Annotated in this window: 13 protein-coding genes and 3 tRNA genes; 8 read left to right on the top strand and 8 right to left on the bottom strand. The window is 52.1% G+C overall.

Annotation, left to right across the window (positions count from 1 at the left end):
• The first annotated feature begins 166 nt into the window (after positions 1–166).
• Positions 167–2,779, top strand: a complete 2,613-nt coding sequence (gene dnaB / locus ABD931_RS16700) for a replicative DNA helicase (protein WP_345268966.1) — start codon at positions 167–169, stop codon at positions 2,777–2,779.
• Positions 2,780–2,861: 82 nt separating this feature from the next.
• Here the strand turns inward: dnaB and rlmD are convergent, their stop codons facing one another.
• Positions 2,862–4,289, bottom strand: a complete 1,428-nt coding sequence (gene rlmD, locus ABD931_RS16695) for a 23S rRNA (uracil(1939)-C(5))-methyltransferase RlmD (protein ID WP_345268965.1) — start codon at positions 4,287–4,289, stop codon at positions 2,862–2,864.
• Positions 4,290–4,425: 136 nt separating this feature from the next.
• On the opposite strand from rlmD, the gene ABD931_RS16690 reads away from it, so the two are divergent.
• Positions 4,426–6,600, top strand: a complete 2,175-nt coding sequence (locus ABD931_RS16690) for a T9SS type B sorting domain-containing protein (RefSeq protein ID WP_345268964.1) — start codon at positions 4,426–4,428, stop codon at positions 6,598–6,600.
• A 49-nt stretch (positions 6,601–6,649) separates the two neighbouring features.
• On the opposite strand, the gene ABD931_RS16685 is transcribed toward ABD931_RS16690, so the two are convergent.
• Positions 6,650–7,096, bottom strand: a complete 447-nt coding sequence (locus ABD931_RS16685; protein ID WP_345268962.1) for a CHRD domain-containing protein — start codon at positions 7,094–7,096, stop codon at positions 6,650–6,652.
• Positions 7,097–7,201: 105 nt separating this feature from the next.
• Positions 7,202–7,837, bottom strand: a complete 636-nt coding sequence (locus ABD931_RS16680; protein WP_345268961.1) for an SH3 domain-containing protein — start codon at positions 7,835–7,837, stop codon at positions 7,202–7,204.
• 163 nt (positions 7,838–8,000) lie between these two features.
• On the opposite strand from ABD931_RS16680, the gene ABD931_RS16675 reads away from it, so the two are divergent.
• Positions 8,001–8,076, top strand: a tRNA-Lys gene (locus tag ABD931_RS16675).
• 80 nt (positions 8,077–8,156) lie between these two features.
• A tRNA-Lys gene (locus ABD931_RS16670) sits at positions 8,157–8,232 on the top strand.
• Positions 8,233–8,343: 111 nt separating this feature from the next.
• Here ABD931_RS16670 and ABD931_RS16665 read toward each other — a convergent pair.
• Positions 8,344–8,727, bottom strand: coding sequence for a DUF3127 domain-containing protein (locus tag ABD931_RS16665; RefSeq protein WP_345268960.1), 384 nt, complete (start codon positions 8,725–8,727; stop codon positions 8,344–8,346).
• Positions 8,728–9,002: 275 nt separating this feature from the next.
• Between ABD931_RS16665 and ABD931_RS16660 the strand changes: the two genes are divergently transcribed.
• Positions 9,003–9,084: transfer RNA gene (locus ABD931_RS16660), tRNA-Leu, on the top strand.
• Between the two features lie 59 nt (positions 9,085–9,143).
• Here the strand turns inward: ABD931_RS16660 and ABD931_RS16655 are convergent.
• Positions 9,144–9,761 carry a deoxynucleoside kinase gene (locus ABD931_RS16655; RefSeq protein WP_345268959.1) on the bottom strand — a complete coding sequence of 206 codons (618 nt, stop codon included), beginning with the start codon at positions 9,759–9,761 and terminating at the stop codon, positions 9,144–9,146.
• Between the two features lie 178 nt (positions 9,762–9,939).
• On the opposite strand from ABD931_RS16655, the gene trhO reads away from it, so the two are divergent.
• Entirely contained in the window at positions 9,940–10,908 is a 969-nt protein-coding gene (gene trhO, locus ABD931_RS16650; protein WP_345268958.1) for an oxygen-dependent tRNA uridine(34) hydroxylase TrhO, read from the top strand.
• 41 nt (positions 10,909–10,949) lie between these two features.
• Here trhO and ABD931_RS16645 read toward each other — a convergent pair whose 3' ends face one another.
• Positions 10,950–11,459 (bottom strand): GNAT family N-acetyltransferase, encoded by a 510-nt coding sequence (locus tag ABD931_RS16645; RefSeq protein WP_345268957.1) that lies wholly within the window; start codon positions 11,457–11,459, stop codon positions 10,950–10,952.
• Positions 11,460–11,516: 57 nt separating this feature from the next.
• Here ABD931_RS16645 and surE point away from each other — a divergent pair, with 57 nt between their 5' ends.
• Both surE and ABD931_RS16635 read left to right on the top strand, forming a co-directional pair.
• Positions 11,517–12,290, top strand: coding sequence for a 5'/3'-nucleotidase SurE (gene surE / locus ABD931_RS16640; RefSeq protein WP_345268956.1), 774 nt, complete (start codon positions 11,517–11,519; stop codon positions 12,288–12,290).
• A 22-nt stretch (positions 12,291–12,312) separates the two neighbouring features.
• Positions 12,313–13,884, top strand: a complete 1,572-nt coding sequence (locus tag ABD931_RS16635) for a GH3 family acyl-acid amido synthetase (protein ID WP_345268955.1) — start codon at positions 12,313–12,315, stop codon at positions 13,882–13,884.
• Between the two features lie 112 nt (positions 13,885–13,996).
• Here ABD931_RS16635 and ABD931_RS16630 read toward each other — a convergent pair whose 3' ends face one another.
• Both ABD931_RS16630 and ABD931_RS16625 read right to left on the bottom strand, forming a co-directional pair.
• Positions 13,997–14,632, bottom strand: coding sequence for a LysE family translocator (locus tag ABD931_RS16630; RefSeq protein WP_345268953.1), 636 nt, complete (start codon positions 14,630–14,632; stop codon positions 13,997–13,999).
• Positions 14,633–14,649: 17 nt separating this feature from the next.
• Positions 14,650–15,198: an NUDIX domain-containing protein gene (locus tag ABD931_RS16625; protein WP_345268952.1), complete on the bottom strand. Its 549-nt coding sequence runs from the start codon at positions 15,196–15,198 to the stop codon at positions 14,650–14,652.
• Positions 15,199–15,213: the final 15 nt, after the last annotated feature.

Below are 15,213 nucleotides of genomic sequence, written 5' to 3'. Positions count from 1 at the left end.
AGCGTTTTTTCAACAAACCGTCCTGCCTAAAATTCAACTATTTTTTTGGCGTCGTTAGTCATTTTACAATCAGGTTGTTGAGCATATCAAATAACCAAAACCCCTGACCCGGTATGGTGCCCCGTCTTGCCTTATGTAGTAGCGTTTGCGTATACTTGCGTTAGTCATGGAAAACGCCAAGCCGAACAACTTTCGAAAACCACCTTCCGGCCAACCAGGTCGCCAACAAGCCAGTAACCGCTGGCTCGATACAGGTTTAGGGAAATTACCTCCACAGGCAACCGATCTGGAAGAAGCGGTGCTGGGCGCGTTGATGATTGAAAAAGACGCGCTCTCGGCTGTTATCGACATCCTGAAGCCGGAAAGCTTTTATAAAGAAGCGCACCAGCGGATCTACAATGCTATCCTGACGCTCTTTTCCGACTCTGAACCGATCGACCTCCTCACGGTAACCGCGCAGTTGCGTAAATCCGGCGAAATTGATGTGGTCGGGGGAGGTGGGTATATTACCGACCTGACTACGCGGGTCAACTCGGCGGCCAATATTGAATACCACGCCCGGATTATTACCGAGCAGGCCCTGAAACGGTCGCTGATTACCATGTCGTCGGAGATCCTGCGCGATGCTTACGAAGACACGACCGACGTCTTTAACCTGCTCGACCGCACCGAGCAGTCTCTGTTCCGCATTACCGAATCAAACATCCGGAAGAACTACGCGGACATGAGTACCATCGTTCGGCAGGCACTGAACGAGATGGAGACCAAGAAGAACCAGCAGGGTCTGACCGGTGTTCCATCAGGCTTTACAAACCTCGACCGGCTTACTTCGGGCTGGCAACCCACCGAATTGATTATTCTGGCCGCGCGGCCGGCGATGGGTAAATGCCTGGGTAAAGGCACCAAGGTAGTGATGTTTGACGGTTCGCTCCGAAAAGTCGAAGATGTACGGACCGGCGATCTGCTGATGGGCAACGATTCTACGCCACGCCGGGTGCTGTCTATCGCTCGCGGACGAGAGCGCATGTACTGGATACGCCAGAACCGCGGTATTGATTACCGGGTGAACGAAAGCCACATCCTTTCGCTGAAACGCAGCCGGAACGAAGGACCTCACCGGAACGGCGATGTCCTGAACATATCGGTCGGCGAGTATCTGACAAAATCGGATAAGTTTAAATCAAACTACAAAGGGTATAAAGTTGCCGTTGACTTCCCAGAGCAGGCTACACCCGTTGATCCGTATTTCCTTGGACTTTGGCTCGGCGACCGTATCGACGGACCGGGCCATTCCTACAGTTCAAGGATCAGTACTATAGACGCAGAAGTAGTCGAGTACCTGAATGAGTATGCTCATGCGCTCGAGCTGTCGGTTAGCCATTATCAGCAGGCGGGAAAATGTCCGGCCTATTCAATTACCAAAGGATTCCGGGGAAAACAGCAGTTCTTTTCGCTTCAAAAGGAGTTGCGGAGTATGAACCTGCTGGCCAACAGGCATATTCCGCAACCGTACCTGGTTAACTCCCGGCAAAAACGGCTGGCCCTGCTTGCCGGGTTGATCGACAGCGACGGGCATTATTTGGTACAATCCAACGGATATGAGATTACCCAGAAAAGTCTTGAACTGGCGCAGCAGATTAAATACCTGGCCGACACACTGGGATTCCGTACGTCGCTAAACGCTAAAAAAGCCAGTATTACCTCCATTAGCTTTGAGTCTGAAGTATACCGGGTTCGAATCTATGGCAATATCGACAGCATTCCGGTACGCATCGAACGTAAGAAAGCCCGGCCGCTCCAGAGTGGCTGCGACTGGCGCATGACCGGAATCACGGTGGAATTTGACAAAGAAGACGATTACTACGGGTTTACCATTGACGGTAATCACCTCTTCCTGCTGGAAGATATGACCGTAACTCACAACACGGCATTTGTGGTATCGGCGCTCCGGAACGCGGCCGTAGATCATGGGAAGCCGGTGGCTATTTTCTCGCTGGAGATGTCGTCGGTACAGTTGGTCAACCGGCTTATATCAGCTGAAGCGGAGATTGATAGCGAGAAAATCCGCAAAGGTACCCTGGCCCCGCACGAGTGGACGCAACTCCACCACAAGATCCAGCGACTGACCGAAGCACCCATCTTTATTGACGATACCCCTGCCCTATCCATTCTGGAACTCCGGGCAAAATGCCGGCGCCTGAAGGCGCAGCACGATATTCAGATGGTGGTGATTGACTACCTCCAGTTGATGACGGGAGACACTACCAAAGGCGGAGGGAACCGCGAGCAGGAAATTGCGTCGATTTCCCGGGCCCTGAAAAACCTGGCCAAAGAGTTGAACGTACCCGTAATTGCCCTCTCGCAGTTGAGCCGGGCTGTTGAAACGCGGGGGGGCGACAAAAAGCCGCAGCTCTCCGACCTTCGCGAATCGGGTTCTATCGAGCAGGATGCCGATATGGTGATGTTCCTGTACCGCCCGGAGTACTACAACATCACCCAGGACGAGAACGGCAATTCAACCGCCGGCGTCGGAGAGGTTATTATTGCCAAGAACCGGAGTGGTTCGCTGGATACGATCCAGCTCCGGTTCGTCAACCGCTTTACTAAGTTCTGCGACCTTGACTCCTACTTTGAACCGGTTCAGACACCCGGTTTCAGCAGCAATGTCTCCGGTCTGAGCAGTTTCGATAATCCACCGCCCGGCGGCACTATCCGCAGCAAAGCCAACGACCTTACCAATTTCGGCTACGCCGACCCCACGCAGGAAACGCCTTTTTAAATGATTAATGATGAACGATGAATGGGCTGACGCAGGTTTACATTCATCGTTCATCATTAATCATTCCGCCCGGCGGCCCGGATCATTTTCGCTGAAGCAGCACAACGTTCTCCACATGATGCGTATGCGGGAACATATCGACGGGTTGCACGGCCAGAACCTCGTATTTTTCGTCGAGCAGGTTCAGATCACGGGCCTGCGTGGCAGTGTTGCAGCTTACGTACACGATACGCTCGGGGGCTGCTTTGAGGAGTTGCTGCGTGACGGCTTCATCCATACCGGCGCGGGGCGGATCGGTAATAACTACATCGGGCCGACCATATCGGCCGAATAGCTGTTCGGTGAGCAGGTTCTTCATATCGCCGGCCAGGAATGTAGTATTGGTAATGCCGTTGACCTGCGCGTTCACCTGAGCGTCTGCCACCGCCGTTTCAACGTATTCGATGCCGACTACATCTTTAGCCTGCCGGGCCACAAAAAGAGCGATGGTGCCGGTACCGGTGTAGAGATCATAGACTCGTTCACGGCCGGTCAGCCCGGCCATTTCCCGCGCTATCCGGTATAACTGGTAAGCCTGCTGTGAATTGGTCTGGTAGAACGACTTCGGGCCCACCTGAAACACCAGGTCCTCCATCCGCTCCTCAATATAGGGAGCTCCCGCAAAGGTAATCACCTCCTGATCCTGGTAGGTGTCGTTCTTCTTGGTATTGATAATATAATTGAGTGAGGTAATCTCCGGAAACTGGGTTTTCAGATACGTCAGCAGGGAATGCAGCGTCTCCGGATGATCCTGCGCCACCTGCAGCGTCACCATCACCTGCCCCGTCGAAGCCGTCCGGATAATCAGCGTCCGGAGGTAACCCGTGTGGGTTTTCAGGTTATACATTGACAGGTTTTGTGCCAGGGCATAATCAGTGAAAGACAGGCGAATCGCATTCGACGGATCGGGCTGGAGGTGGCAGTGCGTAATCGGCAACACTTTATCGAAGCGCTTCGGAACGTGAAACCCCACCGTCCGCTGGTCGAACACCTGACCCGACTGAACCTCAGCCTGGGTGAGCCACCGCCCTTCGGCGCAGGTAAACTCCAGTTTATTCCGATAGTAGCGCGTTGGATCGGCCGGCAGGATCGGCTGAATCTCAGGCAGGGCCACTTTGCCGATGCGCGTCAGGTGATCGATCACCTGCTGGCGCTTAAACCGCAACTGCTCTTCGTACCGGATGTGCTGCCACTTGCAGCCTCCGCAGGTGCCGAAGTGCCGGCAGAACGGCTCCGTCCGCACTGCCGAATAGTCGTGTACTTTCTCGGCAACGCCTTCCCGGTACTGTTTTTTTCGGTTGGTAATCCGAATATCCACTACATCGCCGGGCGCGACCACAGGGCCACCCTCCCGGCCTTCAACAAATACCACCCCCTCCGACGTCCGGACAAGGCATTTGCCTTCGGCAGCCACATCGTCGATCCGAACCTGCTCCAACCGTTCGGGGGATTTATGGGTCTTTACACGCATAGTTCCTAAAAAACTGCTAATTTAAGCAACCGTTCCCGGACGGTAATCATACTAACCCGTGCCAATGAAACACGCCTACCTTCCTTTTTTTGGTAAATATCTGATAATCTGCATACTAGCTTGCATTTCGTCCCGTGTGTGGGCAACGCATATTGTTGGCGGAGAACTGGAGTTACAAAAGCAGCCAGCCGGCAGCGCCTACAGCCATCGGATAAACCTGAACCTGTACTTTGATGATATCAACGGCAATCCGGGAGCTGAAGACATCACCATCAACGTGTATGTTTACCGAAAGCGGGATAACGCGCTGATGGGCGGTGTCGAACTGATTAGGGTCAGCAACCAGTTGGTCAACTACTCGGTACCCGCCTGTGCCATCAGCATTTTGCGTACGCGACTCATCCGGTATACCCGGGATCTGACGTTTTCGCAAACGTTCAACGATCCCGGCGGTTATTATCTGGTTTGGGAACGCTGTTGCCGCAACAATACCATCAGCAACATTTTAAATCCCGGCGGTGCCGGTTCGGCCTTTTACCTGGAGTTTCCGGCTCCCTGGAACGGCCCGACGGCTGTTGTGAACTCCTCCCCTGTTTTTGGCACCGCCAAAGGTGACTACATTTGCCTGGGTCGGCCGTTCACCTTCGATTTCAGCGCCAAAGACCCGGACGGCGACAGCCTGGTTTACAGCCTGGTTACACCCTATAATGGCTTTAGCAACCAGAATCAACCGAATCCACAGGTATCCAATCCGGGGCCGTACCCAACCGTAAACTGGACCAGCGGCACCAGCCTTCAAAACGTCATTCCCGGACCGGCACCGCTGCGGGTCAATCCCCAAACCGGATTGCTGACGGTCACCGCCAACCGCACCGGCCTGTTCGTGTTCTCGGTACAGGTCGAAGAATACAGACGCCCGGCACCCGGCGCGGCCCGGCAACGGATAGGTCTGGTTCGCCGGGATTTTCAGTTGCGGGTAATTGAATGCCAGCTCAACGACCCGCCCAAAATCCTACTGCGGCCCAACGGTCAGCAAGACTTTTACAAAGCAGGCACGATCCTAACCATTTCGGAGCAGGAAACAAACTGCCTGAGTTTATTGATTACAGACCCCAACCCCAACCAGCGCATTCAGCTTTATAACCTGAGTGGTTCCCTGCCGGGTTTGGTCATAAACCCGACCGAACTGATTACCCGCACTACCCGCGACACCCTCCGGGCCGATTTCTGCTTTGGCCGGTGCGTTGGCCCCGGCGATGGCTCACCCGTTACGCTGGTTATTCTGGCAACCGACGAAGGATGTCCGCAGGGCTTGAGTGATACGCTGGTTGTCCGTCTGAACATAGTGCCGGACAATAACCGAAAACCCATCTCTCGTACCGATTTACCAAACAACCGAGGCCAGGTAACGGTAGGCTCCTCGCTGACGTTCACCGTCTTTGGCACCGACCCTGACAATGACCCAATTACGCTACAGGCCGTTGGAAGGGGCTTTTCGCTGGCCCAGGCCGGAATGGTATTTGCGCCGGTTTCTGGCGTCGGCAATGTATCCCAGGTGTTTCAGTGGCGTCCCCAGTGTGCGCAAACCGGCAACTATACCGTCGATTTCATCGTCACCGATACCCGCTGTAACCGGGCGCTCCGCGACACCGTGAGCGTTCAGTTAACGGCACTGGGCACACCTGGCCGCCCACCCACGGTAGTTACCACACTGGGGCAACCCGTTATCGAACTGACCGTAACGCCGGCAGGCTCACCCGAAGGATCGATAATATTTGATGTGCTGGCAAACGATCCCGACCGGGACACATTGCGGTTGCTGGCCCAGGGCCGCGGTTTCGACTGGCAGGCTGTCGGTATGAACTTCGTTAACAAAACCGGTTTGCCGACACTACAGTCTACCTTTCGATGGGATCCCACCTGCACCCTGCTACAAGGGAAAGAAGAAGCCACTTTTACGCTGGACTTTGTAGCCGACGATCGCACTTGCCAGCCCAAAAATAAGGATACCACCACGGTGCGGTTTACGCTGAAAGACCTGCCGGTTAATTATGACATCACCATTCCGAACGTATTTACGCCCAACGACGACGGGGCCAACGATTATTTTGCGGTACCGGACTTACCGATGGACAACTGCACCGAGCAATTCCGCTCGGTCGAAATCGTCAACCGCTGGGGCAAACGCGTCTTTTATTCAACTGACCGGCAATTCCGGTGGTATGGTCAGAATTTTCCGGCGGGCGTATATTATTACAGCATACACTATACCCGGCGGGTGTATAAGGGAGGAGTTAATTTGCTCCGCTAACGACAAAACCAGTACAGTGGGATCTGTCGTTAGCGGAAAAGCAAGGCCTTTATTCGATAGGATTAGCCCGGTTCTGCATGATATTGCCGCGAATTTCGCCGGCCGGGTTGTTGGCTGAGCCAACCTGCACGTAATAATTGCGGAAAATCAGGTCATTTTCCTGCGCCGGCGTCAGGGTCAGGTTTCCGGAGTTGGATAAGACAAACTCCTGAGGTCCGATGGTACCCGGCGCTCCCCGATAAATTCTGATATACGTAGGTGTTACACCCTGAGTGGTTACGGTGTAGCTCAACACGCGGGTAGCTTTATTGTATTTACCCGTAAAACTACCGGTAGCAGAGCTTGAGGAAGCCGGAATCATATTCCGGGCACTGAGCGGAGCCTCAAAGTTTAAGGTGTTGAATTTATCCGGGTCTTTATCGTTTTCGCAGGAACTAAACGGTAGGGTTAACGCCAGCAAAGCCGGAACCATTACCAATAAGGATTTACGAGTCATACACAGTAGAATTGGGATAGTCTGATGTTAAAGGCACAAGTATACTAGTTTTGTGTCAATTTGCGGTGTATGCTGCGATCCACATAAAAAATTCTCCAGCCATACCTATATGACCCAGATATTGTCCTTCCGGATGTAGTACAGCTGGTTATTCCAGAATATCCTCAGCCATATGTCTTTACTACCCAGGATGTTTACTTTATGACCCCGGCCAATTACGTCGGCCACCGGAGCAGCTCCGGAGGGCTCATTACGCAGGAAAACCCGGTCGTGGCTGGTAACGCCCGATTGATACCCCTCGGGTAGATTAACGAACAGCAGTAAGCCGATCAGATAGAACAACACTACCCATTTATGACGTTGCATGATCGTTTCTTTTTTAAACATTTTGGTAATCAGTACCAGAAAAACGTATAAGCCCAGCAACAACATCAGCAGTTGCAGATAAAGACCATATTGTTTGTAGAACAGGTAGAAGTAATTGAGGTCGTCGGTTTCGTAGCCGGTCAGTCCATTAATGCGGGCAATATCGCTCATCCGGCGGAGCACCTGTTCATCCGGGTGGCGGTCAAAATAGACCTGGAGGTAATAGAGTAGCCGCGGCACATCCCCTTTCTGCTCATATGCATACGCCAGTTTTAGCAGCATGGCATCGGTGGCGGGATTACCGTCGGCTAGGGCCTGTTCGTATAACAGCGCGGCCTCTTCATGCATGCCGGCCGCAAACAGAGAGTCGGCCACCTGTAAAGAACGAGGTTGAGCTAAGGCCCGGAAACTCAGCAAGAAGCAAAAAAATAGGCTTATTTTAAGAAATGTGGCTTGCATTAAAATGGAAAAACAGGTACTTTTGCATCGCGATTCGGGAAAGCTTCATGTGAAGCCCAATCAAACGCCAAAGATAGTAGATCTGGTAGCTCAGCCGGTAGAGCAATACACTTTTAATGTATGGGTCCTGGGTTCGAGTCCCAGCCGGATCACCAAAAAAGTTAAGCATTATGAGTTAAGAATTAAAAATTAAGGGTGACGTATAATTCATAACTCTTAATTCTTAATGCCATACGATCTGGTAGCTCAGTCGGTAGAGCAATACACTTTTAATGTATGGGTCCTGGGTTCGAGTCCCAGCCGGATCACCAAAAAATCGGCCACAGCAAGCGCTGTGGTTTTTTGTTTATATCTGGCTTAACAGCTACAAACAGCAGTGCCCCGCTTAATTCACGGGGCACTGCTGTTTAGGCTGCTTTTGATCAGAAAGGCAGATCGCTGCCTTCTTCGTCAAAGGTTACGCCGAAGGGAGTGCCGGCCGGCTGCGAAGCGACTTTGGGCTGGGCAGGCTGGTCGGGGCGAATGGTTTCGCCTTCCAGCAGTTCGATACGCCAGGCTTTAACGTCGGTATACCAGCGGTCGTTGTATTCGCGGGATTCAATGTTCACTGTTACTTTGAGGGTATCACCGGGGCTGTATTGTTGCAAGTCATTGGTTTTATCGCCCCAGGCGGTCATACATACTTTTTTCGGGAACTGGTCAATGGTTTCGATCACAAAATCCTGTTTGTTCCAGGCGCCATTTTTTCCCTGCCCGGTCACTTCCGGCAGAACCTTCACTAATTTTCCCGTTAATTCCAGTGCCATACTCTAAATTTTGATGCGTTAAAAGGTTGAATTTACAAATAAACCAGGAGTTTTTCCTCATTGCTCTGCTGGAAATTTGTGCATAGTCTGGCATATAGCCTTTAAGCGTCCCTAAGTTCAAAAATGGTTCGCCAACCGGAATCTGTATAAGGTACTGATTTCCTGTAAATACCAAAGAATACACCCGTATAGCCCCTGTTTTCAATAAAGTTTCATGTGTTTTCCCTTGTCTTTTTAGGTCATAACCTTTACTTTTGCACCCAGAATTTACTATTGGCCACGTGGTGAAACTGGTAGACACGCCATCTTGAGGGGGTGGTGCTGCAAGGCATGGGAGTTCGAGTCTCCCCGTGGTCACTAATTAACGGAGAAGGCCCTGCCAGTTATACTAGCAGGGCCTTCTCCGTATATCAGACTTACAGTACTTTTGACGTAAAATTAGCATCGATCTGCTCCACCACCTGCCGGAAATCGGCCGGCCGGGTTGCATAATCCAGTTCGTTCACGTCTACCACCACCAGCGGTCCGGCGGTGTAGGTCCGGGCAAATTCTTCGTAGAGCTGATTCAGGCTGCTGAGGTAACTTTCACTGATCGACTGCTCGAAACTACGGCCCCGTTTCCGGATCTGGCTGATCAGTTTGGGCAGGTCGGCGCGGAGGTAGATCATCAGGTCGGGGGGCTGCACCAGGCTTAACATACTCTCAAAAAGTTTGGTGTAGGTCTGGTAGTCCCGCTCCGACATATTGCCGCTCTCGTAGAGGTTTTTGGCAAAAATGTAAGCGTCTTCGTAGATGGTCCGGTCCTGCACCACGCTCTTCTCCGCGTTTCGAATGGTTTTGACCTGCTCGAAGCGGCTGTTCAGGAAATAGATCTGGAGGTTGAAGGCCCACCGCTCCATATCCCCGTAAAAATCGGCCAGGTACGGGTTGCCTTCTACGGCTTCGTACAGAACATCCCAGCCATAATGCTCGGCCAGCAGGTAGGCCAGCGTGGTTTTGCCGGCTCCAATATTTCCGGTAATTGCTATATGCATACAGACAAGTTAGGTTTTTGGGGTGGCGAATCTCCGCAATGAACCCCTGATTACCTAACATATTTGCTATTACTTTTTCTCCTGGTTTCTTATGAAACCCGCAGGGCCGGAACAGTGTTTTCAGGACGTCTGCCGCTCTTTTCGTATATTTGTGGTGATAAACAGGCAGCTACCTGATATGAAACCGTACCGCGTTCTTTTATACTACATCTACACCCCTATTGATAACCCGGAGCAGTACCGCGACGAGCACCACCGGCTTTGTCTCGACCTGAACCTGCTCGGCCGCGTCATTGTGGCTCCCGAAGGGCTCAACGGCACCGTATCCGGCCTGACCGATGACTGCCAGTGTTACATGGATACCTTGAAGACCGACGCCCGGTTTGCCGGTATCGACTTTAAGGTAGAGGAGCACGATACCCATGCCTTTAAAAAACTGCATGTGCGGCTGAAGGAGGAAATTGTCAACTCCGACCTGCCCGTCGACCCCCTGAAGCGCACCGGCATTCACCTGGAGCCGGAAGAGTTTAAAAAACTGAAAGATCAGGATGATGTGGTGCTGATCGATATGCGTTCCAACTATGAGCATACTGTGGGCAAGTTCAAAGGGGCTATTACGTTCGATATGGAAAACCTGCGCGAACTGCCGGAGCACATGCCCGAAATTGCGCACCTGAAAGATAAGAAGATCATAACCTATTGCACCGGCGGTATCAAATGCGAAAAAGCCAGCGCCTACCTGCTGGAGCAGGGCTTCGAAAACGTGTACCAGCTCCACGGCGGAATTATTAAATACGGGCTGGAAGCCGGTGGTGAAGATTTCGACGGCAAATGCTATGTATTTGATAACCGCCTGACGGTAGATATTAATAAGGTAAACCCAAAAGTAATTTCTACCTGCTACCGCTGCGGTACACCCAGCGACCGGATGGTCAACTGCGCCAGTGCCGGCTGCAATAACCATATACCCCTTTGCGAAGCCTGCGGGTGGCAATACGAAGGTACCTGTACCGACGAATGCCTGCACGCTGCCGACAAACGCGTTTACGACGGCACCGGCTATTACCAGAAGCCAACCAGTCATTACACGCCTTTTCTGGGCTATGTGAGCCGGAAGCGGAGTGAGGCAGCAGAGGTTAGTCGATAGTCGTTAGCGCTATCAGCTAGTGATACGTCAGCCACTAACGCCTATCGACTAACAACCAACTCCTTCTCCATCAGGTAATCATTCATCCAGTACGGCCCTACCGGAATGTCTTCTTCGCGGAGAATGCGGAAGCCCCGTTTTTCGTAGAATGTCCGGGCGGTGTTGTACCGGTTTACATTCAGCCATAACGTACGGCCGCCCCGCTCCCGGCAATAGTTCTCTACTCCATCCATCAACAACCGGCCAATGCCTTTTCCCTGCGTACCCGGCAGCACATAGATCTTTTGCAGCTTGTACACCTGCGCGTCGGCATCGATCAGGTTAAAAGATGCAAAGCCAAGCAGGATTCCCTCCTCTTCGGCCAGCAGAAACGTATGGCATTGCGTTGTCATCTGGTCGGTGAGTGAGGAGGCCGAGTACATCCGGTCAAACATGTACTCAATTTGCTCCTTTGATAAGATTGCTCGGTAGGTTGGCTCCCACGTTTGTTCCTGCATATGGATGATGGCCGGAATATCGGCTACGGAGGCAATGCGAAGTTTTACCTTCATTTTCGGGGGTGATTTTGTAATTTTGTCGTCCCGGCAAAGTAACTAAACAACCAGCACATGCCCGAACATAAGCCCCTTATATTAGTAACTAACGACGACGGTATAACGTCGCACGGTATTCGGACGTTAATTGAATTGATGAAAGAACTTGGCCATGTGGTTGTTGTGGCTCCCAATAGTCCGCAATCAGGTATGGGGCATGCTATTACCATCTCGTATCCGTTGCGGCTGTACCCCACCGATATTTTTCCGGATGTGCCGGCCTACGAATGCTCCGGTACCCCGGCCGACTGTGTGAAGCTGGCCAAACACCACGTGCTGAAAGACCGGGCACCGGATCTGGTGGTGAGTGGTATCAACCACGGTAGCAATACAGCCATTAGTGTGCTGTATTCGGGCACCATGTCGGCGGCCATTGAAGCGGCCATTGAAGGCATTCCGGCCGTCGGCTTTTCACTGAACGATTTCAGCCGGCAGCCGGATTTCTCGCATACGCACGACCATATTCTGAGCATTACCCGCAACGTACTCGAACGCGGCCTTTCCAGGGGAGTAGCTTTAAACGTGAATTTTCCGAGCCGCGGGAGTTCTCCCCTGCGGGGCATCCGTGTTTGCCGGCAGGCCCACGCCAAATGGCAGGAAATTTTTGACGAACGACGTGACCCGCACGGCCGCCGGTATTTCTGGCTCGCCGGTGAATTTGTAAACAATGATCCAGGCGAAGATACGGATGAGTATGCCTTGTCACAGAATTATACGTCGGTGGTGCCGTGTCAGTACGACATGACCGCCTACAAGGCAATGCAGGAGATGAGCAACTGGAATTTATAACTAACCCCCTAATTGACCGTTTATGGCACTACTGGGAAGTTTGCTGAAACGCAGTATCCGGCTGACGGATGCCGTTCGGCTCAAGAAAGTTAACCCGCAGAAAGCACAACAGAAAGCCTTTGTCAAACTACTGGCCAAAGCTCGCACTACCGAGTTTGGTAAGCAGTACGCTTTTGAGGAGATAATTCACCTGGCTGTCTTCGGGAAAGACAAGGAATTTTACCGGAAGTTCCAAGAGAAGGTGCCTGTGCATGATTACAACAAAATGTTTAACGACTGGTGGCACCGGACCTTAAACGGAGAGAAAGACATCACCTGGCCGGGCCGGGTCAAGTACTTTGCGCTTAGTTCAGGGACGTCCGAATCGGCCTCCAAGTATATCCCGGTAACCAAAACCATGTCGAAAGCCATACAGCGAACCAGCATCCGGCAAATTCTGACGCTCTCGCGCTACCAGAATCTGCCCGCCCAACTGTATGAAAAAGGTTTTCTGATGCTGGGTGGCAGCACCAACCTGAGTTTTCGGGGTAACCATTTTGAAGGGGACCTGAGCGGCATCACCGCCAGCCAGATTCCGTTCTGGTTTCAACAGTTTTATAAACCCGGCAGAGAGATTGCCCGCGAACGGGACTGGGCCCTGAAGCTGGACGAAATTACCGAACAGGCCAGCCAGTGGGACATCGGGTTTATTGTGGGAGTTCCGGCCTGGATTCAGCTCCTGATGGAGAAAATCATCGCCCACTACAAAGTAAAAACCATTCATGATATCTGGCCGAACCTGATGGTATTCTGCCACGGGGGCGTCTCCTTTGAGCCATACAAGAAAGGGTTCCAGAAATTGCTGGGCCGGCCTATCACCTACATCGAAACCTATCTGGCCTCCGAAGGCTTTATTGCCTACCAGACCCATCCCAACGCCGAAGGCATGCAGTTGGTGCTCAACAACGGCCTGTTCTACGAGTTTATTCCCTTCAACGACCGGAACTTTACGGCCGACGGTGAAATGGTGCCGACCCCTGAAACGCTGATGATTGATGATGTGGAAGAAGGGAAGGAATATGCCCTGCTGCTGTCGACCTGCTCCGGTGCCTGGCGCTACCTGATTGGCGATACGATCCGGTTTGTCTCCAAAGCCCGTAGCGAAATTGTAATTACCGGCCGCACCAAGCATTTCCTCAGCCTGTGCGGAGAACACTTGTCGGTAGATAACATGAACAAAGCGATTGAACTAGTCTCCGAAGAACTGGGTATCGATGTTCGGGAGTTTTCGGTAGCGGGGATCTCCTACGAAACGCTGTTTGCGCACCATTGGTATATCGGTACCGACAGCGCCGTCGATGCCGAACAGCTGCGCGACCGCATCGACGCCCGACTTAAAGAGCTTAACGATGATTATGCAGTAGAACGCCGGCACGCGCTCAAAGACATTTTTGTGACCGTAGTGCCCTCCAGCTTTTTTTATAAATGGATGGAAGCAAAGGGCAAACTCGGCGGCCAGCACAAATTTCCACGTGTTCTCAAGAAAAACCTGATTGCCGACTGGGAATCCTTTCTTCAGCAACAGGGAATCGATGCACAGGCAGTCAGAAGTTAGTTTGAAGTTTGAGCGGGGCCGCCCGGCGGTTTGAGGTTTGACGTTGCTACGCGAGTATTAACTTCAAACCGCCGGGCGGCCCCGCTCAAACTTTAAGCCTCAAAACAACTTCTCACCAATGAACCCAGCTCAGCAGCGGCTGGTACAGGCGTGTGTAAACAAGTTGGGCGGCAACGAACAGAAAAACCATGCCGGTGGTCCGGTTGAAAATGGTGACCACACGGGGCGTAAAGAAACGCTTTAGCCGGTGAGCAAATATGGCCAGTGACGATTCGGCCAGCAGAATACCGAACAGACTGGCTACCATAAAGCTGGTTTGTTCGGCAAAGTTGTAGTGCAGTGAGTTCTTCGTGTAAGCCGCCAGGGTAACCCAGCTGACAAAGTTGATGGGGTTGAGACCATTCAGCAGAAAACCGGTGCTGAAGTAAACCATGAAATTGCCGAACCGGGTCTTGGGATACGCCAGTTGCGGAGTTTGCTTAAACAGGTTGGCCAGCCCCATTGCAATCAGGAACACGACGCCAACGACCGTTACGTAATGCTCAAAGTTGTTAATTTTCGGCAGAAACGAGGTGCCAAATAGGGCGCAGATTACAAAAATAGCGTCGCAAACTACAACGCCAAGGGTAATTTTGATGCCGGCCCGATAGCCGTTTTCGACACTATTCTGGAGTAAGGAAAAAAATACCGTTCCGAACGTTAAGCACAGCAGTACGCCGGTAACGGCTCCATACAGGACAGGTTGCATAAGTTTTGAGATCGGGGTTATATGTTTTTCAGCCGGGCTACCATCAGTATCCCGCAAACGCTTAACGAATCAGTTATCTGGCCATTCAGCACCATCTGAACGGCTTCCGTAAGCGGCACTTTTTTTAGCTGTAAATCTTCAGTTTCTTCGGGAGCCTGGTCGCCCTCCTGTAGATCTTCGGCAATGAAGAGAAAACCCTCTTCGTCAGTGGCCGAATTAGAGGTGTGGATGCGGGCTATCTGCGTCCACTTCCCCGCAATCAAACCCGTTTCTTCCTTTAATTCCCGCCGGGCCGACTCCAGCACATCGGTGCCTACGGGCGATCCACCTTCGGGAATTTCCCAGGAATATTCATCTAAAGGATAGCGGTACTGGCCAACGAGGTACGTATTTCCATCGCTATCGATAGGTATTACGCCAACCGCTTTATTTTTAAAACTTACCACCCCATAAATGCCCGGTGTTCCGGCAGGAGTAATAACCTCTTCGTGTTTGATCGTCAGCCAGTTGTTTTCGTATGCAACAGCCGACGTGAGCGTTTTCCACGGATTATCGGTTACGTTCATACCGACGAAATTACA

It is taken from the genome of Nibrella viscosa, assembly GCF_039541875.1.
GTDB classification, from domain to species: Bacteria; Bacteroidota; Bacteroidia; order Cytophagales; family Spirosomataceae; genus Nibrella; species Nibrella viscosa.
This window is presented reverse-complemented; position numbering and strand designations above follow the sequence as displayed.

What these genes read in the sequence shown, in the direction of transcription:
- trhO (WP_345268958.1), top strand. Translation starts at nt 9,940, where the DNA reads ATGAAACCGTACCGCGTTCTTTTATACTACATCTACACCCCTATTGAT.
- ABD931_RS16630 (WP_345268953.1), bottom strand. Translation starts at nt 14,632, where the DNA reads ATGCAACCTGTCCTGTATGGAGCCGTTACCGGCGTACTGCTGTGCTTA.
- rlmD (WP_345268965.1), bottom strand. Translation starts at nt 4,289, where the DNA reads ATGCGTGTAAAGACCCATAAATCCCCCGAACGGTTGGAGCAGGTTCGG.
- ABD931_RS16655 (WP_345268959.1), bottom strand. Translation starts at nt 9,761, where the DNA reads ATGCATATAGCAATTACCGGAAATATTGGAGCCGGCAAAACCACGCTG.
- ABD931_RS16625 (WP_345268952.1), bottom strand. Translation starts at nt 15,198, where the DNA reads ATGAACGTAACCGATAATCCGTGGAAAACGCTCACGTCGGCTGTTGCA.
- ABD931_RS16665 (WP_345268960.1), bottom strand. Translation starts at nt 8,727, where the DNA reads ATGGCACTGGAATTAACGGGAAAATTAGTGAAGGTTCTGCCGGAAGTG.
- ABD931_RS16635 (WP_345268955.1), top strand. Translation starts at nt 12,313, where the DNA reads ATGGCACTACTGGGAAGTTTGCTGAAACGCAGTATCCGGCTGACGGAT.
- surE (WP_345268956.1), top strand. Translation starts at nt 11,517, where the DNA reads ATGCCCGAACATAAGCCCCTTATATTAGTAACTAACGACGACGGTATA.
- dnaB (WP_345268966.1), top strand. Translation starts at nt 167, where the DNA reads ATGGAAAACGCCAAGCCGAACAACTTTCGAAAACCACCTTCCGGCCAA.
- ABD931_RS16685 (WP_345268962.1), bottom strand. Translation starts at nt 7,096, where the DNA reads ATGACTCGTAAATCCTTATTGGTAATGGTTCCGGCTTTGCTGGCGTTA.
- ABD931_RS16645 (WP_345268957.1), bottom strand. Translation starts at nt 11,459, where the DNA reads ATGAAGGTAAAACTTCGCATTGCCTCCGTAGCCGATATTCCGGCCATC.